Below are 23,168 nucleotides of genomic sequence, written 5' to 3'. Positions count from 1 at the left end.
GCGTCTACGCGGAGAGCTCACGCGTCGGCAGTTGCGAGGCCAGTTCGGCGTGACGTGGCTATGGGTGCTGCGGTGCTGAGCGGCTTGAGCGCCGATATCGCCTCGGCGCGGAGGCGACGTCGCTGCTGCGAGGCAAGAGCGGAGTTGCGTGCGAGGTCCACCAACGCTTGCCCAGATTCGGCCGCCAGCTGAGATGTCAGAAAAGAGCCGAGGAAGCGCGGCCGGTCCGGATCGGCCTGAGAGCGCTCCAACAAGGTGTGGTGCCGGCCGCATCTTGATAGCCCTCAAGGTCGCCCGCTGCCGCACATGCTGTCGCCAATAGACGCGGATGCTCATCCAGCAGGGCGGCGAACCGGCGGGCTTTGTTCAGGCGGTGCTGTGTCAGAGCATTCAGGAAGCCCTTATGAGGCATTCGTGCGGCATCGACTCGACTCGCGTGCAGCGTGCGCTTCAGGTTGCGATATTGTCCAGGCTGTCTCGGGGAGTAGTCACATGGCCACACGTCGTACCGCGGTTATCCAGCGACGCACCGCGCGGGGTTTTACGCAGGAGTCTCTGGCCGAATTTCTTCAGGTTGAGCGATCCACCGTCGGCAGGTGGGAACGAGGACTGGTCCAGCCTCAGCCGTGGCAGCGTCCCGGCCTAGCGTCCGCACTGGACGTTTCCCCAGCTGAGCTGGAAGAGTTGCTGCCTCTGAGTTCCGATCATCAACCTGACGAACAACAACGAAGGAGCGAGGCGGCAGACGCGGCACCTGTCGCCCTGCCAGCTCTGAGCACAACGGCTATCAATCATGAGCAGGCGCCGGGGATCGCGGCATTGCGCCGTCTGGTTGATGTGTACGACTTGCCAACTGACGGGCCGACACGCCCGCTGCCGGAGCTTCGGCGTGAAGCTGAGGCGATCGTGAAGGCGCGCCTGAACTCGGATTACACAAAGCTGCTCAGAAAGTTGCCTGACCTGGTACCGGAACTGACGCGTGCACTGTTCCTGCACGACGGGCTCGAACGCACTAATGCGGCACGACTGCTGATACAGGCGTACCGCGCCGCAGACGCGATCGCTGACAAGTTCGGCTTCTACGACCTTTCCGGACGGATCATCGGGGTGATGCGGTGGGCGGCCGAACTATCAGAAGACCCGTTGGCGGTTGCCGCGACGAGGTATGTGCGTGCCGAGACTTTCTTCGCAAACGGCCAGCTTGCGGCGGGCCGGCTCATGTCGTCCGGATAGAGATCGTGCTCATCGATCTGCTCACCAGCACCGGCGAGCTCGCGGCGGCGACGCTCTTGGGAGAGGTCAAACCCCGGGCGGAAGTACTGGAAGGTCTCGGCGTTGTCCCGACCGGACGCGGTGACCGCCCCCAGAACGGCGGAAAAGGTATGCCGAGGAACGCCGATCCAGTCTGCCCACCGCCCCCACTCACTGGTGTCGTCTAACAGGGTCTCACCCACGTCAAAGACGACCGAGCGGATCATCAGCCCTCCTTGTATACGTTCGTATTTGGTCATCTCCAGCTCACGCGTCGGCAGTTGCGAGGTCAGTCGGCATGACGTGGCTAGGTTCCGTCCGAGGGTACGCCCCACGTTCGCTGCCCTCAGTCGATAGCGCGCGTTGCTCGTAGCGTAGACATGGCAGCCCCTGCCATTCACCACGTGCGCCCGAGGTAGATTGCCGCACTCAGCGTAGCTTCCACAAAATTTGGTCCGCAGGGCACTATTGCGAAGCTTGTTTCGCTCAGCGTTGCGCCCGCAAGACAAGCCACAGATTTCCTTGCTCTCCCAACGCCGCATGGATGCTCCATCGATGCTCTGGTCCACGCATCACGGGGATCATTTACTAGGCGTTGTGAGATCGACGTGCACCGACCCCGCATCGACGAAATCCGACAAGCCGCAAAGCGCCGGGTCCGGCAGCCTCGACGCGGCGACGCTGAGGAGATCACCGCTTTCTGCCGGGACTGCCTCGCCGACACGCTCGCCTCGCTCGCGTTCGCCGATCAGACACCGAGACGCGCTGTGCACGTCGCCTCGCCTCCGTCGCTGACGGCATGCTCAGCATAGCCGCGTCCTGCTTTCCAGGTCCGGTGACGAGTGCGGGGAGTCCGTCATGATCCGGCGCCTGCGAGCAGCGTTGGACCGCTGGCGGGAACGTTGCGATGCCCGCTGGCGGCGAGCACTCCAGGAACACTGGCCTTCCTCGATCTCGCCGCAGCAGATGGACTCGGCCCCAGCACTGGCTGAACTCGGGAGTCGGCCGCAGGTGTTTCAACGGGGATCCGACGACCCAAAGCAGCTCGACACGTGCAAGCCTCAGCAATCCTTAGTGGACGAATGATCAACCAACCTAGTCGAGGACGTGATCCCCCTATGACGGTGAGCCCTGCACACGCAGTCGTGCCGCTGCTATTGCTGACCGACGACGACAATGTGAAGGAACGTCCCGCGCATCTGCCTCCGCTGGAAGAGCCCGGGTTCCTGGACTTCGTTCGGGAGGTGCATCCGCAGCTGGAGTACGCGATGCAGCGCAAGCGTGCCCGTGGCGAGGTCGTGCATGTTTTCCGTGACCGTGTCAGCCAGGAGTTCACGGTTTTGCACCGGCGCGAGCACGGTTCGGATGGGGTCAAGGAGTCGGGCTTTCCGTGGCTGGATCGCCTCAACGAACTGGGCGGCATGTGGCACGCAGCGCGCCCGCAGGAGTCCCGGGGTGGTGCGCGATGACCGTGTCGCTACTGGAGGTCTCCGTTCTGCGCGAGCATGGGAGGGCCGTCTGATGGCCGGTGTTGGCGCCGAGACCGGGCTGCGCCCGGCGCAGCACGACATGGTCGGTGTGGGCGTATTCCGCAACCTTGAGCACCGGATCTTCGCCGGTGCCCGGCCAATTGCCGTCCGTGGCCGGGTCGCTTACTGGTCAGCATGCAACTCACCAGCGTTTCCGTCCAACGCCGAGAACTTCTCCGCACGGACTCCGACAAAGTGCCAGGACTGTGCACGTGCCCACCCCGCGGATGCCCAACGGCTGCCGCTCCCAGCGCCCTCCGCTGTGGCAAACCGCGGGTTCGGCACCATGACCGGCCAGTTGAGCACTGCGGAAGGGATCGCCTCATGAGTTCCGAACCTCCGGAGCCGGTCGGTGCTGGTTGCAACGCTGAGCCCCGTCAGCTACCGCAGCGCTTCGTGTCGTCGCGGACGCCCCCCAGCGGGTGCCGATACCTCTGGAAAGGACCGGCGTATGTGCCCGCGACCACGGCCCCATACGCCGCATCAATTCGAGGAAACCTTTACTTCTCAACAGACTCTGCCGGGTTGCTCTTGCTGACTTTCCCGGCACGCGTCCTGACACTGATCGAGATCTGCCATGCGAAGAAGGACAACCGGTGCACGGCAGATGCCGTCCGGACACCTCCACGTCGCGGACCCCCAGGGCCATCCCCCGCTGGTGCCCAGCGTGAGCTCAGACGCTACCGGGGACCGCTCGCCCACCCAAGAAGAAGACGCTGCCCCGGGGGCAGCACGACCAGAAAGCATCGCCATGAACGAATACACCTGGCGGCAGTCCGGGCTCGACGCCCTCAGCCACGCCTTTGCCTCCGAAGGCGGATTCATCCAAACCATCGAATCCGAATCCCAGACCCCTGCCGAAGTTGCGGAGTACCACGTAAGCGCCTGCCGCGAAATGCTCCCGCTAGCATTCGTGATGTACCAAGGCGGCGGCGCGCCCTGCGAGGTATGCCGAAACGCCACCACATATGAAGAGCCGCTGGAACTCCGCACCGGCAGTGTCGCCGATCTGAACCGACAACCCGTCCGCTGATTCAAACTCCGGCCCGCCGCCGCTGCACTTCCCCTCCCACACCGGCGGCGGGCCGGCCCCGCCTACGCGCACTCGCCACCGGGACAGAACAGCCCCCAAAAAATCTTCATCCGCTTGCCGTCCTCACTCGTTGCCACGCACGGAAACAGTCTTCGACGTCTGACCGATTGGCTGCTGCCAGAGCGGGCGCCGTCGGGATAGTCCTCCGTACGAAACCGGGGGGCGATGGCTTCGTCAGTGTTCCGGAAGCTGTGGGTCTCTACGACCCCGTGGAGCAATCGGTTCCCACACCAAATGCGGCAGCTGTATCTGGAGGCGAGCCGGGTGACCGGTCTCCAAGCGCACCTTTGTCTGGATCTTGGGCACTATCGTGAGGCGCACACACATGCTGGAACTGCTTTTCTGTGCGCAGACTTGGCTGGGCACAACGGAATGCGCGCGTGGGTTCGTGGCCTTCAGAGCCTGATTTCCTACTGGGATGGCCATCTGGCTGATGCCGTGGAATTCGCCCGCGACGGTGCCCGCCACTGTGCCCAGGGTTCAGTTGCAGCTCGACTGCCGAGCCTGGAGGCACGGGCGTGTGCGGCACTGGGAGACAAAAATAACGCGCTGGCAGCACTTGATCGCGCTGATCGAGCACGCTCCATCGTCGTCGATGACGACGCGGGCCTGTTGACGTTCCCAAGGGCAAAACAAGCCGTCTATGCCGGAACCACACTGCTCGCCCTTGGCGATCGAGCATCAGCGGCCAGGGCTGCGCGTGAGTCGTCGCAGGCGTTGGAGCTCTATGAAGCAGCGGCGCCAACTGATCGCTCGTCGGGGGACATGCTCGCGGCTCGGCTAGACCTCGGCAGCGCCTACCTCTTGCAGGACGACTTGGACGGCCTTCATGGCCATCTGGAAATAGTGTTGGCCGTCCCACCGATCCGACGCACCGCCAGTGTCGTCAAGCGCGCCGCTGACATTGGCCAACGCCTCGATCATTCGCGATACGCCAACTCCGCACAGGGGCGGCAGCTGCGGTCAGCGATCACGGCTTTCTGTGCGTCCCCGCCGGCCTTGCCGAACGCTACGGCTACGGTGCAAGTGTGAAGGGGCCCGACACTACCAGCCGCGCAGTCCTGGCAGAGAGCGCTTACAGCGACGAGCGTCATCTCGCCGCGCGCCAGTCTCTGTACGGCTGGCAGCGCCCGCGCCATGATTTGCCGGGCATCGTGCTCGACCATCTGCCAGTCGAGGTGGGTGTTGTGCTCGACGTGGGGTGCGGAAATGGCAAGTACGTGACGCGCATCCGGGCGCAACGCCCCGATCTCACCGTCATTGGCATGGACATTTCGGCAGGCATCCTGACTGGCGTGGGGCCGCCTGTGGCCGTTGCGGATGCCGCAGCACTTCCCGCAGCGGACGACTGTGCGGCTGCGGTGCTCGCGATGCACATGCTGTATCACGTCACTGATTTGAACGCGGCTCTGTCCGAAGTTGCGCGAGTCCTCAAGCCTGGAGGCGTCGTCATCGCGTCGACGAATGCCCGGGACGACAAGAGGGAACTCGACGATCTCTGGGGCTCCGCCGCAGCCGATGTCCTCGGGACAGACCATAGACCGCTACGGATCTCGTTGAGTAGCGGATTCTCACTGGACGACGCGCCGGATTTGCTGCGGACGTACTTTGCCGACGTTCGTGTTGTGGAGCTCCCCGGTGTGATCACCGTGACGGAGCCGGAACCCGTGATTGCCCATCTGGCGTCCTACCGCGCGTGGGCTGACTCAGTTGGTGTGCCTTTCGACGTGACATTGGACCGCGCGCGGCAGCGACTCCACGAGCTAATCGAGCGCGATGGCGCCTTCCATATCCACTGCCGAGGCGGCATTCTCCTGTGCACCGCACGGTGACGTGACTGTTACCGGGGACACCAGCAGCTGTCCGTGTCTTTGTCTTTGATACCAAGGGTTTGTGCGAAACGGTGCCGTCGGTCCGCACTGAGTCCCTCAGGTCATGGGCCAGCGACTCGATCCGCTGCGGAGCCCGGCTCGTTCAAACGAGCGCGGTCAGGGCGGGAGCTTGGGCAGATGTCATGCGTGTCCGGCAGGGGTGGGTGGTCGAGCACTTCGGGGGCGGCGAAGGCATCAGCCGATCGCTCGGCCTCGTCGATCGGCTCCGCGTACAGCAGGCCCACGTCCTCTAGGTCTGCCCCAGGCGGGAGATCCGCTGCGATCAATTCGGGGTTTCCAGGTCCGCGCAGTAGCGGCGGCCCTGGAGCACCGGCGGGAATCGCGTCGCGGCTCACTTCGCGGATTCTCCGGCGGGGCCGTCGGGCCGCACCAGAGGTGCCGCGATGTGTCGGTTCGCTGCGGGCCTGCTTGCCGATGCTGCGGGCTGGCCGAGGATGGCGGTACGCGCTGCGCAGGCGAGGATGCTTTGTGTTCTAGCGGGCAGCCCGATGCGGTTCCAATGGAAGATCACCAAATAGGCCAGGACTTCGCGGAGGCCGCGTTGCAGTGTTCCCGCGCGGGCCGCGGCGCCGAGAGATTGGCCGGTTCGGCGGAAGGCGTCGGCCCACTCGGAGGTAGCGTTTAGCGGGCTATTTTTGCCCAGCAACGGCCCGTCGGGAGATGTGTCGGCGAGCATCAACTGCTTGAGATCGTTCGTCATCGCCGTCAGCTTCGCGGTCGGCACGTTTTCCGGAAAATGTCGTTCCTGGGACACCCGGTCCCAGACGTCGCCTTGCTCGTACCATTCCAATCCGGGGGCGCGCATGAGGATGCTGCACAAAAGTAGCGACAGCTCACGGCGACCGAGAGCGATGTCGCCGTCGCGGAGCACATGCACGATGGCGCGACTGTCTGCGGAGAACAGGCCGTGGGCGAGGCTCATGCCCATGTCGCCACCGAACGCTGCGGTTTCGGCCTCGTAGATGCCGGGCCACCAGGCCGCGATCCGGCTGTTGGCGGCGAGTTCATCGAGTGTCGTGCCCAGGCGTGGTTTCATTTGTTGACCATCCGGTCCGGGGTGGAGCCGGAGTCGCCAGCAGGGGTGTTTGCGCATGAACCACCATGCGGTGACAAGCGCGTCGTTTTCGGCCTGGTGCAGGACCGGCACGATGTGATTGGTGAAGGTCTGTTCGGCACTTTTCCAGTCGGTGAACTGGATGTATAGCTGCCACCAGTCCGAGGCCGTCTGCTGTTGGAGGGCGTACCGTCCAGCCCGTCGGTAGATTTCGACGGCTTCGGCGAGATCCGTCGGCTCGACGCGCTCAACGCGTGCGGCCTCGGCCGCGGGTGTGCCCGTTAGCGTCGCCAGCACGGCGCGCTCCATGTTTTCGGTGTTCTGCGTGACGGCAGGCGGGTCCGCTGCGCTGCTGTGTGCTGACGTTGGCTGTGCTAGTCGATCAGTAGGCATGTATCCCATCCGGAGATCGGCGCGACGTCGTGCACGGCGGTGTGCAGGGCGAGGACTGTTCCGGCTTTGCCCTCCAAAAGCCCCGGCCTGGCCGCAGTAGTGAGGTGGACTTGGCAGGTCAGGCACGCGGCCAGGCGCGGCAGGTGACTGGCGAGTTCTGGGCTGACTGCGTCCTGGGCGGCACGCCAGGCGGTCTGATACACGCCGGCCCAGCCGTGGCACAGGCCGCCGTCTGTGATCCGGTTCTCCTGGTCAGGGTCATCCAGGCATCGGATCAATGCTTCTTCGTAGCTCCGTTGGCGCTGTGCGTCGCTGATGGCGATAGCGGCCAACTGGACTGCACGCGCGATGCCGGGCGTGCCGTAACACCAACTCGGGCGCGCCGGACCCGGCTGGCTGGGAGTGCCGCGGGTCAGCTCGTCGAGAGTGATCCATTCCGGCCACCACGGTCCGGCGTCCGCGTCCTGACGCCAAGCATCAAGCCAATCGCAGATGGTAATGATCGCGTCCAGGTGCCCGCCGACAGTCGCGCCGCGCCGCATCGCCTGGCTGAGCAAGGCCAGCGGACCGCAGATTCCATGGGCCATCCCGAAATTGCCATGTCCGCTTCGATACGCAGCGGAATTCCGGCGGTGCGGATCGTGGCCGACCCACCAGCCCGGCACACCCTGGTCCTCGATCTGGAGCGGCTTCGTCAGGGCGACGAGATAGTCCAGGATGCGCCCCATCGCGCTGCTACCCGGCGATCGGCGCAGCAGCAGCGCGCCGATCCCAGCCAAGCCGAAGAACACGTCGTACTCGCGAAATCCCGGAAGCTCGCCGGCTTTCATGCGAGCCATCGCAGCGTCGACTCGGCGATGCGCGAGCGCTGCAACATGCCCATCGACATCAGCGAGGGCGTTGCGGTAGCGCCCTGCGGCGCCGGTTGCCGCCGCGTCCAACATGAGCGTGATCGCCGGTGCACCCTGGTAGAGCCCGGCAGTGTCCAAGGCGCTGATGGGATGGGCGACGGCGGTCTTGATCCAGCGGTGTGCCTGCTGCCAGGTTCCGTATCCGGCGTGGGCACGCTCGACGTGCAGCAGGGCGATTCCGGCGGCGCCTTTGGTCAGCGATTGCCGGACCCACGGCTTGTCCTCGGGTGGCGGTTCGAGCGTGGCCAGCTCGGTGGCGTAGCGCTCGGCCACTTCGGCAAGGTTGCCTGTCGCAGGCCTTGAGGTGGCCAATTATTTCCCCTTGCGCGGGGCGGTATGGCGCAGCGCGCAGATACGCGCGAGCCGTCCCGTGATGCGCTCGATGGCGGTGTCGACGCTGACGGCCCGGTTGTGGTGCCCGTGCAGGAGTGAGGGCAGAACGGTCAGTGGGTCACGCTGCTCGGCCAGCTCTTCTCGATAGGCAGCCAGCGCGGCACCGCGTGTCTCCCACGCGGCCACGACATCCGTTCCGTCGGGCAGCGAGCGCACCGTCGTCCACTCGCCGCCAGGATCGGCCAGCTCCAGCGCTCGGTGACGCAGAGCTGGGTCCAGCCATCCGCGTTCTTGCGGAAGTTCGCGGACCAGCCAGCTCAGGCCCGCGTCCGCGGAGCCCGTGAACCGCACCGCTAAGTCCACCAGGCTGGCGGCGGCCAGGGTTTGGGAAGACCCGCCCGTCCGGACCGCCGTGTTGATCTGGGCGATGGCTGCCGATGAGTCGGCGGCAAAAACGTCCTGCGCGCGATCCATCGCGAGGCCGTGGCCGTAGCGCCCGAATTGGGGTTCGTGGCTGACTAGCGCGAGGTGCGACACCAACTTGTCTCCGCGCAGCTTCTTCGCCCACTCGGAGAGCCGTTCAGCTGCCGAGCCGTACACGGACGGTTCAGCGAGATGCAGATAGAGGGCAAGGTACTGGTCGACCTCGGGGTGGCGCAGCTGGCGATGGCGGCGGAACCACCAACGCGGCGTCTCCGCACCGAAAGCCGTGATCAAGGCAGGCAGGTGCTCGGTCAGAATCTCATCGAACCGGCTCGGATTCCCGTAGAGCTGTGCGCAGAGGATCGTCGAGTTGCCGGGCAGATGCAGGGCGTCGCCCGCGACAACACGTTCTGGATCCGTGCTCGGCAAGCGGGCCGCGGTGGCGGACCTGTCCTGCACCAAGGGAATCACGAGTTCATGGGGGCGGCCCAGCCACGCAAGCTCGCGAGGATCGGCTGTTTCGCGGAGTTCGACGCCGCCAGCGCGGTCCAGACGGGTCCGCAGCAAGCGCCTGTGCAGCCGGTGGCCGAGATCCACGGGTTGCCGCCGGTCGTGGTCGACCAGCGCCACGTGCTCGGGAATGTGCCACTTGGTCCGCCAGGAGTCGAGCGCGGCCTCCCATTCGGCCATCGAGGCGCTGCGGTCGGAAAAGTCCGGGGCCGACAGCAGCCACCGTGCCGGAGACAAGATGGTTCGCCGGTAGCTTACTCGGGGAAGGTACGGAAGCCTCTCGGCGGCACCGAAGTGGAACGCCTTGTAGACCGTGGAGCGGGCCGTTGTGATCTCGGCGAGAAACCGTGCCAACGGAGGGGTGTGGCGCCCGGCTTCCAAGGCGTGCGTGACGCGCGGCTCGACACGCCGCCCTGTAGAAGGTTGGACTAGGTAGAAGCGGCGTTCGTCCGCGGTGACCGCGAGATCCGCTACGGGGATCACGTGTCCGCTCGGTTCGCGATGCTCAGCGATCGAGATGACATCGGGGAGAAGTTGCTCAGTGCGGGCAACGTTCTCGTTGCGCCGTTTACGTGGGGCGAAGGACAACTGGGCAGCGACCACGCCCGGCTCTGTCGCGGTGAAGGTTTCGGCGATGAGGTTCCGGTCTTCCTCGGGTAGCAGGTGCACGTGTCGGCCCGTCATGCTGCTGCCGGGCCGCGGTGTACCGGTGACCGTCAAGGCGAAACGTCCGCGCGCCAACGCTTCCACCGATTCGGAGCGGATCTCCACAGCGACTTCAACACGTGGGGGCACGTGGGCCAACTCGGTGTTTTCACCGGCAGTCAGATCTTCGATCACATGATCCGTCAGTACGATTTCCCCGCCGCCGTCCACCGTGGCCTTCTGGATCAACGCGAGTAACCGTTCGTCACGTTCGCTCAGCTTGCGGGCCGCACGCCCGTGTGCCGAGCTGAGATAGCCCGCCGGAAACCCGAGCCCACTGTCAGCGACAAGCTCCAAGACCGGTACCAGCGCACCGACGCCGTAGCGTGCCCGGAACCGGTCGTGGTAGTCCCTCCACACCGGGTAGCCCCACGGGTAAGGGGAAAGCCGGAACAGGACACCAACGACGTCACGTGCTTCCTGACCGACCGACTCCGGGATCCGAACATCGCAGTCCGCGCTCGTATCGACAACCTGCGCGACGTCGGTGGCCTTGCTTAACGCCCTCATCCGCTCGGCTACCGCCCCTACCGGCGTATCCGAACTTACCGTCGAAAGCTGGCCGTGAATGGCATCCAGCTCGCGCACCACGCCCTTGATTTCGGGGATCGCGTGCGCCTGGGCTGCCTGTAGCTGCGCGCAGGTATGGCCCAGCGCATCTAGGCAGGTCATCGGCGCGGACAAGTTGCTGATCAACAAGCCCTGGTTGAGAAGACCTACGAGCAATCCGTCGATCTTTTGCGCGGTCGCACCGGGAAACTGGTTGAGGAGCAGTGCGCGCAGTTCACCGAACCTCACAGGTTCTCGGGCCGCGCCCAGCGCTGTGCGAACCGGACGACTGTGCCGTACTGACACCTCGATCGGGGCCAATTCCTCAGCGGCGCCATCGGGTGCCCGCCCTGGTGCCACGACGCGGGTGCCACGGGGACTCGCGGCCCCATTGGCGACGACGGACAGCCGCTCCCGAAGCTCGCCGCACTGGTAGAGGCGGGCCACGACATCGTCCAGCCAGCCCGCATCGGCCCGGACCGCAACTCGGTGCTTGCCGCCCCATCGCACCTTTGTCTCGGTCCCTATCCGGGCCACGCCGACCCCGGCGAACAGACCGAACGGGGTACAACGCCCTCGCCAACGCAACACGTACGAGAGCACCGAGATCACTGTTCGGCGAACGGTTCGGGCGTCGCCGCTACCGGAGACCACCAGGTCGTCAACCTGCCGGGACAAGTCGGGGCTCGCTGTTTCCAGCGCAGCACGAACCTCCGCACGCTGCCACAGCGCCGACAGCCAACCCACCGCCTGCCGCGTCTTGTCGCCGCCGAACACGTCCAGATCCTCGGGTAGATCCAATCCACCCGGATCGGTGCTGGCACGAAGCAACGCCGCGCCAACCCATCGGTACACCGGCGATGATGTGGATGCCAAGTTGCCTCCCACGACGCCTCGGGCGCCGGAAACTGCCGGTGCGCCCCACGGCGCACCGGCAGACGGAAAATGCGTCACGACGGGTCGTCTGCGAACGAGTTACACGCGCTGGCTTCGCCTTCGCAGGTGTTGCCGCAGCCGTCGTCGGTCGGGCAGTCCCCCATGACAGGGCCATAGGCCACGAAGAGCCGCACATCGAGCGCGAACTCGTCGTCCCCTCGGTCGGGCGGGTCGGCCAGTGCCGTGCCACCCGAGAGCCGGAAATCTGACATATGGGATACCTCTCCTTACTTGGTGGGGTTGTGCTGGACAACCTGGCCGCACGCGGCGGTCGCGGCGTGCGGCCAGGAGATCGTGATCCGCGCGTTCTTCTTGTCGACGACACGGCCCTCGGGCATCTGCTCATCCGAAGTGCCAGCCGGATAGACCCGGAACTGCGGACCAGGTCCCCCGCGGTGGTCCCGTTCCCAGATGCGAAGCTGCTCGGCCACTGCCTCGGCCAGTTCAGCGGCGTTCGGGCCGAAGGCGTGCACACCGAACTCCACACGATCCTTGTCGTCAGTGTCGCGGGTGGTGACGTAGGCCAAGCTGCCAGCGGAGACAGCGGCAACGGCGGCCGTGTGTCGGCCAGGTGGGGAGATCAGACCCGTGCTGCGCTCTCGATCCACGACAACACGGCAAAAGCCTGGTAGGGCTGTTGCAAGCCACATCTGCGCGGTCGCCCACGGCTCGAATCGTCCGATGGTGGCCCCACTCCACACCTCCACCCGCGGCGTGTCGAGGGCGGACTCCACGCAGCGCCAGTCGACGGAGAAGCCGGCGGGGAACTCATCGTCGATGCGTACAGTGACTTCGCCGCCGCGCATTACCAGCAGCGTGCTCTCATGCTCGCCCGCGCCCCGAATCGGCACGAACCCGAACGACTTCGACGACCGACTGATCAACCGGCCTTTGGCGATCTTCTCGAACGCGATTGTGCGGGACAGACCACGCACCGACAACGGCACCAACAGCAACCCGCCCTCGACCAACTGATCCACCCACGCCCCCGGGACGTCCCAAGTGCCAGCAGTCACGAGAATTCGGTCGTAGGGAGCGTGATCGGGCACTCCGGCTTCGGCGTCCGCGAGCAGGACGTTCACCTGCGGATAGTCCGCCTTGGCAAGCAGTTGCCGCGCCCGATCTGTGATGTCGCCGTCAATGTCCACTGTGGTCACGTGACCAGACGGACCGACAAGCTCGGCCAGCAGCGCGGCGTTGTAGCCTCCAGAACCAACCTCCAACACGTTCATGCCGAGGCTGATCTCGGCTTGTTCGAGCATGTGCGCCTGAAGCTGCGGCGCGGAAATCGAGCTGATCGAGTTGCCAGCCTCGTCCCGCTTCGTAACCACGCCGTTGTAGACGTGGTAGACGTCTTCCAAGGTCACCCCCGGGGCGAAAACCTCCCGAGGGACCTTGCGCATCGCCGTCTCGACGGGCGCGGACACGATTGTGCCTTCGGCGATCAGCTCGTCTACCACCTGCCTGCGCATGTGCGCGGCGCGATCGGAGTTCGCGGTCTCGCCGTTCGTTTTTGAAGCTGTATTCGTGTCGGTCACGAGGTTTTCCTTGTCGTCCTACCGGGCAATGGGGAGGTGAGTGCTTCTCGTCTGAGGCGCTCGACGAGCCGTCGTACCGTATCGGCGCATCGCGGATACCCCTGCCGACAGGTACGCCGCGCTCACACCTTTCACGGCCAGCAATGCCTTTCGATGTGCACGCCGCAGGTACACGCTGCACCTGCACACCGCCAGCTCCCGCAGCACACCAATCAGTGCCTCGCGGTAGTACGTCAGTCTCCCCGAACTCGTTGACAGTGCCGACATCCATGTCCCAGCGGCGTACACAAAGCGGATCGCGATCACCAAACCACACCAAGAGGTGGCTCCTCCTAGCGTTGGCTCCGCCAGTCAACTCTCCGCCAACGACGGCGTCCAGTGCGCGAAAAAGGCGACGATGAGGCGTTTATGCGGCGTCGAGGGCTATGACGTGCCACAACGGCCATGCGGTTTCCGCACCGTTTCCCCCGATCGGTCCATCCTATAGACAAGGACGTACGCTCGACCGCTCCTGCGTTGCGCGCACCCACTAGGCCGGGGTGATCCGCCGACCTGCGCGGAAAAGACCGGCCTACCCCCTGATTGGGAGAAGATGGACCGGTCAGGCTGCCGACTCCAGCAACGGCTGACCCAGGCCAGGTACTGGGTCGGTATGGTAGGTGCTCCTGTGATCAGGGGAAGGGACCATGACGACACGACGGGATGCCCTCGCTGCTCGTCGCGAGGCACTGGGATTTACCCAGGAGACCCTGGCCCATGAGTTGGGTGTCGAACTATCGACGGTAGGCCGCTGGGAACGCGGAACAGGGACTCCGCAGCCCTGGCGGCGCCCGGACCTCGCACGGGTGCTCCACGTATCGCTAGACGAGTTGCACAAGCTGCTAAAGCCATCGCCGCTGATTGACGACGTTGCTACTGCCGGGACGGGCCAGCAGCTCGCCAGCCGGCGCGAGGCCATCGCCGATACGGTTCTTCTCACCAGCGCGGCCGTCGCTGACCAGTTGCCGGGCAGGCGTCCCGACTCCCCGTTGCTCGATAGCCATGCGGCACCACGGGGCGCGCCCACTGTCAGGAATACGTCGACGATGGTGGCCGAGGTACACCAGGCATATCAGGCTGCACGGTATGCCGAGGCTGCGCGACTGCTCCCGTCCGTGACGGCAACTGTCGACGCGCTGGTGTTCGAGCCGACCGCGAAGACAAGGCGAGAAGCGTTCGTCCTGCAGTGCAGCCTGCACATCGCCGCAGCGAAACTCGCAACCAAGGTTGGCGACGCCGCCGGCGCCTGGACAGCCGCAGTGCAAGCCCGAGAAGCAGCAGAGGCCGCCGAGGACACGTTCGGCCAAGCCGGTGCCGCCTACCAGCGGACGTGCGCTCTGCTGCGCGCCGGCCGCCTCGACGACGCCGAACAGACGGCCGTGTCAGCAGCCGACGCCGTACGGGGTACCGATCCGCAGAGCATGACCTGGCGGGGCGCCTTGACATTGATCAGCGCGATCATCGCCGCTCGCCGCAGCGATTCCGCTGAGGCAACTCGGCGGCTCGATCACGCCGAGGAGTTGGCAGGGCTCCTCGGCGCGGACGGCAACATCGGCTGGACCGCATTTGGACCGACGAACGCGCTGATCCACCGACTGTCCGTGGCGGTTGCCCTGGGCGATCCCTACGCCGCGCTGACGACGGCGCAACAGATCGACATCGTCCGGCTGCCGATCGGCCTGCACGGGCGCCAAGCCCAGTTTCATCTCGACAGCGCGTGGGCGCACGCAAGGCTTGGTGAGGACCCTGAGGCGGTGATCCACCTTCTGGATACCGAGCGGGTCGCCCCCGAATTAGTGCGTACGAACCCGAAAGCCCACACGCTCATCGAGGAACTGTTGGCTCGTGAGCGCCGCTGTACAGTGCCGGGCTTGCGCGGCCTCGCCCAGCGGACGGGGGTAGCCGCATGAGTCCATCGTCGCAGTGTCTGTACCTCGTGGTGTCGGCCGCACCTCCGGTCTTGCGCATTGAGGAGTTCATCACCGCATTGCACGCCGGGGGCTGGACAGTGGTCATGATCGCCACGCCCACGGCGACGACCTGGATCGACCTGAACGGGCTCGCAGCCAGAACAGGCTGCCTGATCCGAGTACACCCTCGTCCACCTCGTGAGCAGGATTCGCTGCCCCAAGCCGACGCGGTAGTGGCTGCGCCGATGACGTTCAACTCCATCAACAAATGGGCCGCGGGAATCAGCGACACGCTGGCGCTCAGCGTGCTCAACGAAATGATCGGCACCGATGTCCCGATCATCGCCGTCCCCTGTGTGAAGTCCGTGCTACGCAAGCATCCCGCGTACCAGGAAAGCATCACACGACTGACGGCAATCGGGGTATCCATGATGAAGCCCGATGCCGTCACAACCAGAGCCGACGACGGACTAGCAACCTTTATCTGGTCCGAGATCATCTCCGTACTCAGTGCTCTCAACAGTCCTACGTAGACTGATCAAGTCAACTTGCCCGTCAGCTTCCGGAGTTCGCAGCGCGCATGGACCGCGGATTTCATTTTTCCCGAGGAGTGTGGCAGCTGATCGATGAAGCGTGCGGTCAGGCTCATGCAGCGCAGCAGGAAAAGATGCGCGAGCTTCGAGGCAGCTTGACGGTCGCATCGACCCCGACGACCCGTCGCGACCGTCGCGGAACAACGGCTCGCGGGCGGTGAGCATGGGGTGATTGACCACGGTCATGAGGGCCGCCACCGTCAGCAGTGGTGGCGACTCCCGAAATCGCATCTCCCCCCGTCCGCCGACAGTGTGATGTTGCCAAAACCCCATCCGGTGATCGAATCCGTTGAGTAGCGTGATCGGTGATCTTGTATCGAGCTTGCGCGCTGCGATGATCACGATCGCTGGCGTCCAGGCTGCAGCAGTTGGGGTACGGGTGGGTTCGTCTGACGGGTTCAAGGTCGACCATGAGGTGCTGTTTCGGTCGTCTGTGCGGTTCCTCGACTCCAAAGAGTTCGCCTACAACATCGCCTCAGGCACGGCAGGGGACTTGCAGTCCTCAGCGGGCATGGTGGGAAATGACGACACAGGGAAGGCATTCGCAGGCAAATACGAGCCCGCTGCGCGGGCCACGGTGCACGCCATGGGTGTTGCCGGTCAGGCGTTAGCGAAAGTTTCGGCGGAACTGCTCACCATCGCCTGGTGGCACCTGAAGATGGACGACACCCTGGCCGCCGCATTCAACGGCGGGCAGATCGACACCGCATCGGCCATGGCCCCACCACAGACCTCCGACTGCGACCCCAGCAACGCCGCAGAAACCCTTCCGCACATCACGGGCGCCGGGCAGGAAAGCGACATCCCGGTGATCGGCAAGTTCTGGCCACAAGCCGATCCCGACAAGCTGCGAGCCGCAGCCCACGTGTGGAACACCGCCGCCGACTTGATGGACCAGGCGCAGCGCAACGCCGCCGGCCATGCCCAGCCGGTGCTGGCCTCGGCCGAAGGCGCGACCGCCGACGCGTTCAAGGCGTACTGCGCCTCAGTCTTCACCGGCAATCCCAGCGGAGGCGACCACGCCGAGGAAAAAGCGCCACTGATCGACAACGTCAGCGCGTCGTGTCGCAGCCTGGCCAAGATGTGTTCGGCCTTCGCGGATCAGGTTGACAGCGTGCGTGACACGATCATCGGCATCGGCGTAGGTGTCGGTATCGCAACGGTGGCCGGGGTGGCACTGACCGTCTTCACGCTCGGCGCGTCGGATGAGGCTGCGGGCGCGAACGATGCCGGGCTCGTGGCTGAGGCATCAGCGGCGGCAACCGAATTGGCTGCGGCAGCGGGTACCAGCTCTGAGGCCGCCGTCGTTGCCAAACCTTGATGCGTCCGCCGATTGATTGACAATCATCGACCAGGAGCCATCGCCTCGACTCGCTCACCAGCGGCGTTGGTGGTGGTGGTGGTGGTGGTGCGTTTGATCGTCCGCAGTTGCTCCTTGTAAGTCTAGGTGTATGAAGCCATGACGTTGGTTGCACCAGCATGGAGCTGAGCTGCGGGCGGTTGGCTGGCGGCTGCTCCGTGCGGCCGGTGGTAATTGCAGTGAACGTTCCAGACCGCGAGGGCTTGTGCGCGTTGGTGTTCCGAGGTCCAGTGCGGGCGTAGAGGTCGTGCGCCGCTACGAAGCGCGGCGCGGCCCTACCCAGAGCAGCCTGGATCAACCAACCCATCGCAGATCATCAACCAATCAACTAAACACAACCCGTCTCAGTTTGACTTGACAACTACCGTGAGGAAGAGGTCTTCGGCGTTGGCGTGGCGTCGAATCCGGCTCTTGTCCATGTTCGGTCGCAACCGCACACCATTCATGGCCTCGCTGATGTGCCAGAACGCCTCCTCGGCCCGCTCCGGTGTTTCTGTGAAGGCGCAGTAGTTGTCCGCGAAGCGCACGACTCTGGGCCCGAGCAGTGATCGATCCACCTGCGAGAGTCGTAGGTGGATCAGCAGCGGTGCCAGCCCGGGTATGGGGCTCTGCACATGCGTGCGGCCGTGACGGCAGCGCGTGCGGGTCTAGCTGATCGCGCCCAGGACCACCTTGTCGAGGCACGGACGGTCGCCGCCAGGGTCGAGGAAGGGATCTATCACGGCACGGCCTTTGGCCCGGGATCGGTGCGTATCCATGAGGTGACGTTGGCTCTCGACCTCGATGCTCCTGAGGTGGCCTTGGCGGCAGCAGCCGGCTGGGTTCCCCCTAGACATTTGCCCGCCGAACGCCGATCACACTTCTATGTCGACATCGGCCGGGCGCAGTTCCGCATCGGACGTCACGAGGCGGTTCTCGACGCATTCGACATCGCGCACACGATCGCACCGGAGCACATCCGCGCCCACCCCCAGGTGAAGGAGACGCTGACCGATATGAGGGCTTGCGGTGGCGCCGACAGCACGGCCATCAGTAGGTTCGCTGCACAGGCCGGAATCGCCGATTTCAGCTACTAGCGGGTGCAGGCGACGAGCGCTGGCAGCTCGGTCAGAGAATCGATCACCAAGTCCGCAAGCTCCTCGATAAGCGGGTCGTCCGCCCACAAGTGTCCCCACGGCCCTCGCCGAATGAGCACAGGCCGTAGGCCGGCCCCGTGAGCGGCAACGATGTCGTTGTCACGATGATCCCCGACGTAGGCGATCTCCTGCGGGGACCCGGGGGCCATCTCACACACGCGAGCAAAGAAGCCAGGATCGGGCTTGGCCACGCCCCACTCCCCGGAGGTCGCGATGGCGTCGGCAGGGAGTTCGAGGGTACGGAGCAGGCCCGCCGCTCGTGCGGTCTGGTTGCCAGCGATTCCCACCCAGACCCCCGCGGCCCGCAAGGCCGTTAGAGCGGGTCGCACGTCGGGATAGAGATCGTGCTCATCGATCTGCTCACCAGCACCGGCGAGCTCGCGGCGGCGACGCTCTTGGGAGAGGTCAAACCCCGGGCGGAAGTACTGGAAGGTCTCGGCGTTGTCCCGACCGGACGCGGTGACCGCCCCCAGAACGGCGGAAAAGGTATGCCGAGGAACGCCGATCCAGTCTGCCCACCGCCCCCACTCACTGGTGTCGTCTAACAGGGTCTCACCCACGTCAAAGACGACCGAGCGGATCATCAGCCCTCCTTGTATACGTTCGTATTTGGTCATCTCCAGCTCACGCGTCGGCAGTTGCGAGGTCAGTCGGCATGACGTGGCTAGGTTCCGTCCGAGGGTACGCCCCACGTTCGCTGCCCTCAGTCGATAGCGCGCGTTGCTCGTAGCGTAGACATGGCAGCCCCTGCCATTCACCACGTGCGCCCGAGGTAGATTGCCGCACTCAGCGTAGCTTCCACAAAATTTGGTCCGCAGGGCCCTATTGCGAAGCTTGTTTCGCTCAGCGTTGCGCCCGCAAGACAAGCCACAGATTTCCTTGCTCTCCCAACGCCGCATGGATGCTCCATCGATGCTCTGGTCCACGCATCACGGGGATCATTTACTAGGCGTTGTGAGATCGACGTGCACCGGACTCGGCCTGGACTGGTGTCGTCGCCGGGAGTCAGGCCGTGACCGGGCCACCGCCCCAACGGCGTGGCGGCAGCCCTCAGATTCAACTGTGTCCCAAGGAGGTTGACACCTAATGAGGAGCCTGACCTCGCTGCGGCGAATGGGGGTGCTGGCGTCAGTGGGTCTGCTCGCGGCCGGGTGCGGTGGAAACTCCAATCTGGATCCGGCCCATGACCGGTACAAGGCGCTGCCGCGGATTTGCGATTTGGTCTCGCCAGCGACGGCGAGTCGGGTGATCGGAGCGTCGTTGCAGACCGACGCCCTGTCGGTCGAAACCACGGGTTATTGCGCGTGGACGTACCGGGATCTGGGGTCTGAAGGCGCGCACCCGCTGGAACGGAGACTGTCCCTGCACGTCAGCCTGACCGCAGCAGTGAAACGAGATCCGGTTCCGATGGGGCGCTGGCGCGAGCTGACCACGGCATTCCAGATCAGAACCCACCGGCTCGGCCCACAGCACCCAACCACCCGCGCGACCAGCGAATCCCTGGCCAACCTATAGCACTTCGTGATCCTGACGCCTTTACTTTTGCGTTGTTGTCGAGGAGTTTCTTGGTGTCGGCTTGGAAGTGTGCCTCGCCGAAGATCTCGTCGGCGCCTGGCCTCACCCCTCGGCGACACGACCCTCGCCTCGATCGTGCCCGTGGTGGGCGTCCTCGCCTCGGTCGTCCTGACATGGTGGCCCGGCGGAAGGCAACCAACCTCGCCCGCCCCACACCGCCAACGGCGCCCCACTCGTGCCGGCCGCGCCATCGCCCCGACTCGCCGAATAGCACCATGCGTAGCACGGCGCGCTACGGCCGGGCACCGAAACGCCCTTCCCGCACCTCGATCGCGTGCCCGCAGCCGGACGCAAGCAGGGGCGCTTCTTCGTGTTCACGAATAGGCGACTGACCTGCGTCTCACGGCGTTGCGCTCGCGTCGGCCAGCGCTGAGTGTGACCACCGTCGACCGAGTCACTCGCCCGCAGGCCCAGTGGATAGCTCGCGCCATGTCACCGAGGCGGGCCGATCGGCGGTGCGCAGGAACTCGACGAGGATCTCGGTGAATTTTTCCACCGGCAGCCCTGCACCAGGCGGAAAGTCATCGTCGTCGAACTCGCAGCCTTCCGAGGCGGGGTCGCCCTCGGGGTACGCCTTGTCTCGCTTTGCGTCCTGATAGCTCAGGTACCCGAACCCGTCCCGAACGGTGGCGTACACGTCGTGGTCGAAAAACCCGCGCTCGACGTCCCACAGCGGCCGTTCGCGGTGGATCAACCGGGCCACGTCGGCGGCGGGATCGGCGAGCAGCTCGACGAGCTCGCGCACCTGGTCGCGATCCTCCACGAGCAGCTGCGCCCCGCGTTCCGAACCATCCTCGGCGAACACGGCCCAACGGGCGTCAATGGTCATCGTTCCCCTTTCTTGCCTCGGTAGAGCCTCCCGGTCGGGCTGCTCCCGTCCTTGACCCTCAGTGTGGTTCCCGGCGGCAGAAACCGCTCAAGCTGCTTGTCGCAGGTATCCCGTAGGTCATCATCCCTGCCCGGCGTCGTGCCACACACTCGGCGGTTGATCTCGATCTCGGCATCGGTGATGCCTTGGGCGTGCATCCGCATCGCGAACTGCACCTCGACGTGTCGAGAAATGGCGGCCTCTGCGTTCGGCCGGCCGTAGGTCAACCCGAGTTCGACGGCGCGCTGCCGGGCGGCCTGGTAGTACTCGCCGCCCTTGCCGCTTTCCAGCATCACCAGGTCGCCGTTGCTGTCGATCCATCGGCCGTGTGTCTTCCCCGCCCGAGGCGGACACGGCAGTTCGGAACGTGCCGAAGCCGACGACGCCATGTCGGATGCCGCCGAGCTGGAACGGTTCGCGGCGGGGGCCTCGGCGCTCGCCGAGGCGGCTGAATGAACGCCGAGGCACTGCCGATACTCGGCGAGTCGCGTCGTGATGGTCTGCAGCATTCCCCACACGGTCGCGAGCTGCTCGGGTGTTTCCTGCTGGCCCTGCACTGCGGCGAGCACCTCGTCGTCGGTGCAGCCCAGTAGCACCTCGCCGAAGTGCCCAACGCCTTCCTCACAGGATTCGATCGCCTGAGTGAGTCCACCGACGGCCGCCTCAATCTTGCTCAGCGCGGTCGCGATAGCCTGGTCGACTTCCTCAACCGCAGATGCCACCGGCGCCCCCTCGGCCGGGCGGACAGTGCAGGGTCAAGATGATGCCCGTCGCCCCCGACGCCCGTGGGCGCGTTCCACCTGCCTGAGGGGAATTCGAAGAACATTCGAATGGTTTGTAACACCCGGGCCGGGTCGACGATCTGATGAGCGTGCAGCCTAATGGGGGCCGCTGAAACGCCAGGGAGCGTGCAGAAGTGGGCAAGGGCAAGGCGTGGCTCGGAGTGCTGGGGTTCCTCGTGGTCGTCGGGTCCTGCAACGCGCTGGCTAAGAACGGAACTGACGCGCCCCCGAGGAACTCTAGCGCGGCGAATACCAGCACGACTGCATCCACCGACCGCACAGCGACAAGCGTGCCCGCGCTCCCGGAATGTCACAATCCGCCCGGGGTGTATAAGGGGTACCGCATATGTCACCCCGGCGGCGAGGTGGTCACGGTTTCCCGGGTGATCGACGGTGACACCGTGGAGTTGGCCGACGGCAGGCGTATCGGGCTGCTCGGCGTCGACGCCCCGGCGGCCGAAACCTGCGCAGGGCCCGGTGCTACCGAATTCACCCGGTCCAAGGTGCAGGGCCAAACGGTCAAGCTGCACCGTGAGCCCGGCGTCATCACCGACCAGGACGGGCGGACCCTGGGCTACCTGCAATACGGAGCCCCGAACTACGCGAACGACCTCGGTGACGATCTCGTCATGGAAGGCTGGGCGAAGACCGCGGACAACGGAGCGAACCCTGCCTACATGGACAACGTGAAGTCGTCGGCGGACATCGCCGAGTTCCGCTCTCGGGAAAACCACGGGGAGCCGTGCGGCGAGCCGAAGGTCTACGGCGACGACAATGGAGGCGGCACGCCCGACTACAAGGTCGATGTCGACGTGGACGCGCCTCACGTCAACCTGCCCGACGGGGCTCTCACCGGCGGATTCTGTGCCCGCAAATGGTGGTGCTGATCCGATCAGACACGCCCCGGCCCTGCTCGCGCACACGTCGAGCACGGGACGGGGGCGTCTCATAGATGTCCAAGGAACCTTGGCCGGCTAGTCGAGGACCGTGGGATTCTGCGAGAGTCGGCGGCCCTGATGGGGTAGCTGGTGACGATTTCGCGCTTGGCCTCAGCGGGGCAACAACTCCACGGACGATCTTGGTGGAGACTTCCGGCCGTCGAGCCACAGCCATCCTTCCCAGTACTGCAGTCATGGCCGACATCAAGATTTGTATAGCCGCAACAGATCAATTTCGCACCAACCAACGTTGACGAGGCGTCAGAGGGGCGCTGTTTCAAGTGCCAAGTTCGAAATAATTGGCCCGGCTAGACGTGGAGTTCACAGCACGGCGCAATCGGTCTGCAACGTCTCGGTGGACCTTCGTCAGTGCTTCGGCGGTGGGCATGAATGCGTAGTCGCCAATTTCCTCGGGATCGGCGATGCGGAGCTGTGCGCGCTGATCGGTGTCAAGCGTGCCACCGAACACGAAAACCAGTTGGTCATCCCAGGGTCCTTTGGGTGGCTCCCAGTCGATGATCAACGGTCGTGCCGAGACGGTGATAGGCACCCCGAGTTCTTCCTCGAACTCGCGGGCGGCCACGGCCCTGGGCGGTTCGTTTTTCTCTGCCATGCCGCCGGGAAGGTCCCAGAAAGCCTTGTAGGTGGGGTTGACGAGAAGGATCTGTCCCTCGTCGGCAACGACAAGCTTGGCGCAGACGCGTTTTCCCGCCTGAACCTGTTCAGCGTTGCCCTGGCGTAAGTACTCCCATCGAGCACTGCCTGGCTGCGGGCCTGCATCGGGATGCCAGCTGGTCATCGTTGTGCTCCTGCACTTTCCTGGTATCGAGCCAAGACGCTCGTAACCGAC

General features: G+C 65.0%; 23 protein-coding genes and 1 pseudogene. 12 read left to right on the top strand and 12 right to left on the bottom strand.

All coding sequences use genetic code 11. The annotated features are described in order from the left end of the window. Window positions 1–306: 306 nt before the first annotated feature. A complete protein-coding gene (locus BJ970_RS17860) occupies window positions 307–1,233 on the top strand; it encodes a helix-turn-helix domain-containing protein (RefSeq protein WP_312864301.1) in 927 nt (308 codons plus the stop codon). On the opposite strand, the pseudogene BJ970_RS37955 reads toward BJ970_RS17860, so the two are convergent. Next, window positions 1,224–1,478: pseudogene (locus tag BJ970_RS37955) on the bottom strand (HAD family hydrolase); the annotation flags it as partial. The gene BJ970_RS17860 and the pseudogene BJ970_RS37955 overlap by 10 nt on opposite strands. A gap of 897 nt (window positions 1,479–2,375) precedes the next feature. On the opposite strand from BJ970_RS37955, the gene BJ970_RS17855 reads away from it, so the two are divergent. The 5 genes from BJ970_RS17855 to BJ970_RS17835 all read left to right on the top strand — a co-directional run bounded on the left by BJ970_RS17855 (window position 2,376) and on the right by BJ970_RS17835 (window position 5,705). Then, the gene (locus BJ970_RS17855; RefSeq protein ID WP_184727294.1) at window positions 2,376–2,720 is read left to right on the top strand and encodes a hypothetical protein; all 345 of its coding nucleotides are present in this window, start codon (window positions 2,376–2,378) and stop codon (window positions 2,718–2,720) included. A gap of 52 nt (window positions 2,721–2,772) precedes the next feature. After that, window positions 2,773–3,108: a hypothetical protein gene (locus tag BJ970_RS17850; RefSeq protein WP_184727293.1), complete on the top strand. Its 336-nt coding sequence runs from the start codon at window positions 2,773–2,775 to the stop codon at window positions 3,106–3,108. Between the two features lie 339 nt (window positions 3,109–3,447). Continuing rightward, entirely contained in the window at window positions 3,448–3,813 is a 366-nt protein-coding gene (locus BJ970_RS17845) for a hypothetical protein (RefSeq protein ID WP_221467213.1), read from the top strand. Between the two features lie 294 nt (window positions 3,814–4,107). Further along, on the top strand, window positions 4,108–4,905 hold the full coding sequence (locus tag BJ970_RS17840; protein WP_184727291.1) for a hypothetical protein: 798 nt from the start codon (window positions 4,108–4,110) through the stop codon (window positions 4,903–4,905). Further along, on the top strand, window positions 4,902–5,705 hold the full coding sequence (locus BJ970_RS17835) for a class I SAM-dependent methyltransferase (RefSeq protein WP_184727290.1): 804 nt from the start codon (window positions 4,902–4,904) through the stop codon (window positions 5,703–5,705). The genes BJ970_RS17840 and BJ970_RS17835 overlap by 4 nt, the downstream gene beginning before the upstream one ends. Window positions 5,706–5,806: 101 nt before the next feature. On the opposite strand, the gene BJ970_RS17830 is transcribed toward BJ970_RS17835, so the two are convergent. From BJ970_RS17830 to fxlM, 6 genes are all read right to left on the bottom strand, one after another. Further along, the gene (locus tag BJ970_RS17830) at window positions 5,807–6,100 is read right to left on the bottom strand and encodes a hypothetical protein (protein WP_184727289.1); all 294 of its coding nucleotides are present in this window, start codon (window positions 6,098–6,100) and stop codon (window positions 5,807–5,809) included. Beyond that, on the bottom strand, window positions 6,097–7,128 hold the full coding sequence (locus BJ970_RS17825; protein ID WP_246470899.1) for a thiopeptide-type bacteriocin biosynthesis protein: 1,032 nt from the start codon (window positions 7,126–7,128) through the stop codon (window positions 6,097–6,099). Before BJ970_RS17825 ends, BJ970_RS17830 begins: the two co-directional genes overlap by 4 nt. Window positions 7,129–7,193: 65 nt before the next feature. Next, window positions 7,194–8,396 carry a lanthionine synthetase C family protein gene (locus BJ970_RS17820; RefSeq protein WP_312864300.1) on the bottom strand — a complete coding sequence of 401 codons (1,203 nt, stop codon included), beginning with the start codon at window positions 8,394–8,396 and terminating at the stop codon, window positions 7,194–7,196. 39 nt (window positions 8,397–8,435) lie between these two features. Further along, window positions 8,436–11,519, bottom strand: a complete 3,084-nt coding sequence (locus BJ970_RS17815) for a lantibiotic dehydratase (RefSeq protein WP_184727287.1) — start codon at window positions 11,517–11,519, stop codon at window positions 8,436–8,438. 74 nt (window positions 11,520–11,593) lie between these two features. Beyond that, complete coding sequence (locus BJ970_RS17810; protein WP_184727286.1) at window positions 11,594–11,791, bottom strand: FxLD family lanthipeptide; 198 nt, start codon at window positions 11,789–11,791, stop codon at window positions 11,594–11,596. A gap of 15 nt (window positions 11,792–11,806) precedes the next feature. After that, window positions 11,807–13,117 (bottom strand): methyltransferase, FxLD system, encoded by a 1,311-nt coding sequence (gene fxlM / locus BJ970_RS17805; protein ID WP_221467212.1) that lies wholly within the window; start codon window positions 13,115–13,117, stop codon window positions 11,807–11,809. Between the two features lie 686 nt (window positions 13,118–13,803). Between fxlM and BJ970_RS17800 the strand changes: the two genes are divergently transcribed. The 3 genes from BJ970_RS17800 to BJ970_RS17790 all read left to right on the top strand — a co-directional run bounded on the left by BJ970_RS17800 (window position 13,804) and on the right by BJ970_RS17790 (window position 16,980). After that, window positions 13,804–15,066 carry a helix-turn-helix domain-containing protein gene (locus tag BJ970_RS17800; RefSeq protein WP_184727285.1) on the top strand — a complete coding sequence of 421 codons (1,263 nt, stop codon included), beginning with the start codon at window positions 13,804–13,806 and terminating at the stop codon, window positions 15,064–15,066. Next, window positions 15,063–15,599 (top strand): flavoprotein, encoded by a 537-nt coding sequence (locus BJ970_RS17795; protein WP_184727284.1) that lies wholly within the window; start codon window positions 15,063–15,065, stop codon window positions 15,597–15,599. Before BJ970_RS17800 ends, BJ970_RS17795 begins: the two co-directional genes overlap by 4 nt. Window positions 15,600–16,092: 493 nt before the next feature. Further along, the gene (locus tag BJ970_RS17790; protein ID WP_221467211.1) at window positions 16,093–16,980 is read left to right on the top strand and encodes a WXG100-like domain-containing protein; all 888 of its coding nucleotides are present in this window, start codon (window positions 16,093–16,095) and stop codon (window positions 16,978–16,980) included. A gap of 383 nt (window positions 16,981–17,363) precedes the next feature. On the opposite strand, the gene BJ970_RS17780 is transcribed toward BJ970_RS17790, so the two are convergent. Continuing rightward, complete coding sequence (locus BJ970_RS17780) at window positions 17,364–17,576, bottom strand: RNA-dependent RNA polymerase family protein (protein WP_246470898.1); 213 nt, start codon at window positions 17,574–17,576, stop codon at window positions 17,364–17,366. A 57-nt stretch (window positions 17,577–17,633) separates the two neighbouring features. On the opposite strand from BJ970_RS17780, the gene BJ970_RS17775 reads away from it, so the two are divergent. Next, complete coding sequence (locus BJ970_RS17775; protein ID WP_184727282.1) at window positions 17,634–18,095, top strand: hypothetical protein; 462 nt, start codon at window positions 17,634–17,636, stop codon at window positions 18,093–18,095. Here the strand turns inward: BJ970_RS17775 and BJ970_RS17770 are convergent. Continuing rightward, window positions 18,092–18,739 carry an HAD family hydrolase gene (locus BJ970_RS17770; RefSeq protein ID WP_184727281.1) on the bottom strand — a complete coding sequence of 216 codons (648 nt, stop codon included), beginning with the start codon at window positions 18,737–18,739 and terminating at the stop codon, window positions 18,092–18,094. The genes BJ970_RS17775 and BJ970_RS17770 overlap by 4 nt on opposite strands. Before the next feature lie 502 nt (window positions 18,740–19,241). Between BJ970_RS17770 and BJ970_RS17765 the strand changes: the two genes are divergently transcribed. Next, on the top strand, window positions 19,242–19,670 hold the full coding sequence (locus BJ970_RS17765; RefSeq protein WP_184727280.1) for a hypothetical protein: 429 nt from the start codon (window positions 19,242–19,244) through the stop codon (window positions 19,668–19,670). Between the two features lie 454 nt (window positions 19,671–20,124). Here the strand turns inward: BJ970_RS17765 and BJ970_RS17760 are convergent, their stop codons facing one another. Beyond that, window positions 20,125–20,559: an Imm1 family immunity protein gene (locus BJ970_RS17760; protein WP_184727279.1), complete on the bottom strand. Its 435-nt coding sequence runs from the start codon at window positions 20,557–20,559 to the stop codon at window positions 20,125–20,127. Further along, window positions 20,556–21,320, bottom strand: coding sequence for a DddA-like double-stranded DNA deaminase toxin (locus BJ970_RS39520; RefSeq protein WP_184727278.1), 765 nt, complete (start codon window positions 21,318–21,320; stop codon window positions 20,556–20,558). Before BJ970_RS39520 ends, BJ970_RS17760 begins: the two co-directional genes overlap by 4 nt. A 443-nt stretch (window positions 21,321–21,763) precedes the next feature. On the opposite strand from BJ970_RS39520, the gene BJ970_RS17750 reads away from it, so the two are divergent. Next, entirely contained in the window at window positions 21,764–22,267 is a 504-nt protein-coding gene (locus BJ970_RS17750; RefSeq protein ID WP_184727277.1) for a thermonuclease family protein, read from the top strand. A gap of 328 nt (window positions 22,268–22,595) precedes the next feature. On the opposite strand, the gene BJ970_RS17745 is transcribed toward BJ970_RS17750, so the two are convergent. Then, window positions 22,596–23,117: an NUDIX domain-containing protein gene (locus BJ970_RS17745; protein ID WP_184727276.1), complete on the bottom strand. Its 522-nt coding sequence runs from the start codon at window positions 23,115–23,117 to the stop codon at window positions 22,596–22,598. Window positions 23,118–23,168: the final 51 nt, after the last annotated feature.

Origin of the sequence: Saccharopolyspora phatthalungensis (assembly GCF_014203395.1) — a bacterium.
GTDB lineage: Bacteria > Actinomycetota > Actinomycetes > Mycobacteriales > Pseudonocardiaceae > Saccharopolyspora > Saccharopolyspora phatthalungensis.
Note: the sequence above shows the minus strand (reverse complement) of the source record. Positions and strands in the feature narration are given on the sequence as shown.

What these genes read in the sequence shown, in the direction of transcription:
- BJ970_RS17860 (WP_312864301.1), top strand. Translation starts at nt 307, where the DNA reads ATGCTGTCGCCAATAGACGCGGATGCTCATCCAGCAGGGCGGCGAACC.
- BJ970_RS17765 (WP_184727280.1), top strand. Translation starts at nt 19,242, where the DNA reads ATGAGGAGCCTGACCTCGCTGCGGCGAATGGGGGTGCTGGCGTCAGTG.
- BJ970_RS17775 (WP_184727282.1), top strand. Translation starts at nt 17,634, where the DNA reads ATGCGTGCGGCCGTGACGGCAGCGCGTGCGGGTCTAGCTGATCGCGCC.
- BJ970_RS17840 (WP_184727291.1), top strand. Translation starts at nt 4,108, where the DNA reads ATGCGGCAGCTGTATCTGGAGGCGAGCCGGGTGACCGGTCTCCAAGCG.
- BJ970_RS17825 (WP_246470899.1), bottom strand. Translation starts at nt 7,128, where the DNA reads ATGGAGCGCGCCGTGCTGGCGACGCTAACGGGCACACCCGCGGCCGAG.
- BJ970_RS17760 (WP_184727279.1), bottom strand. Translation starts at nt 20,559, where the DNA reads ATGACCATTGACGCCCGTTGGGCCGTGTTCGCCGAGGATGGTTCGGAA.
- BJ970_RS17795 (WP_184727284.1), top strand. Translation starts at nt 15,063, where the DNA reads ATGAGTCCATCGTCGCAGTGTCTGTACCTCGTGGTGTCGGCCGCACCT.
- BJ970_RS17850 (WP_184727293.1), top strand. Translation starts at nt 2,773, where the DNA reads ATGGCCGGTGTTGGCGCCGAGACCGGGCTGCGCCCGGCGCAGCACGAC.
- BJ970_RS17745 (WP_184727276.1), bottom strand. Translation starts at nt 23,117, where the DNA reads ATGACCAGCTGGCATCCCGATGCAGGCCCGCAGCCAGGCAGTGCTCGA.
- BJ970_RS17810 (WP_184727286.1), bottom strand. Translation starts at nt 11,791, where the DNA reads ATGTCAGATTTCCGGCTCTCGGGTGGCACGGCACTGGCCGACCCGCCC.
- BJ970_RS17800 (WP_184727285.1), top strand. Translation starts at nt 13,804, where the DNA reads ATGACGACACGACGGGATGCCCTCGCTGCTCGTCGCGAGGCACTGGGA.
- BJ970_RS17770 (WP_184727281.1), bottom strand. Translation starts at nt 18,739, where the DNA reads ATGATCCGCTCGGTCGTCTTTGACGTGGGTGAGACCCTGTTAGACGAC.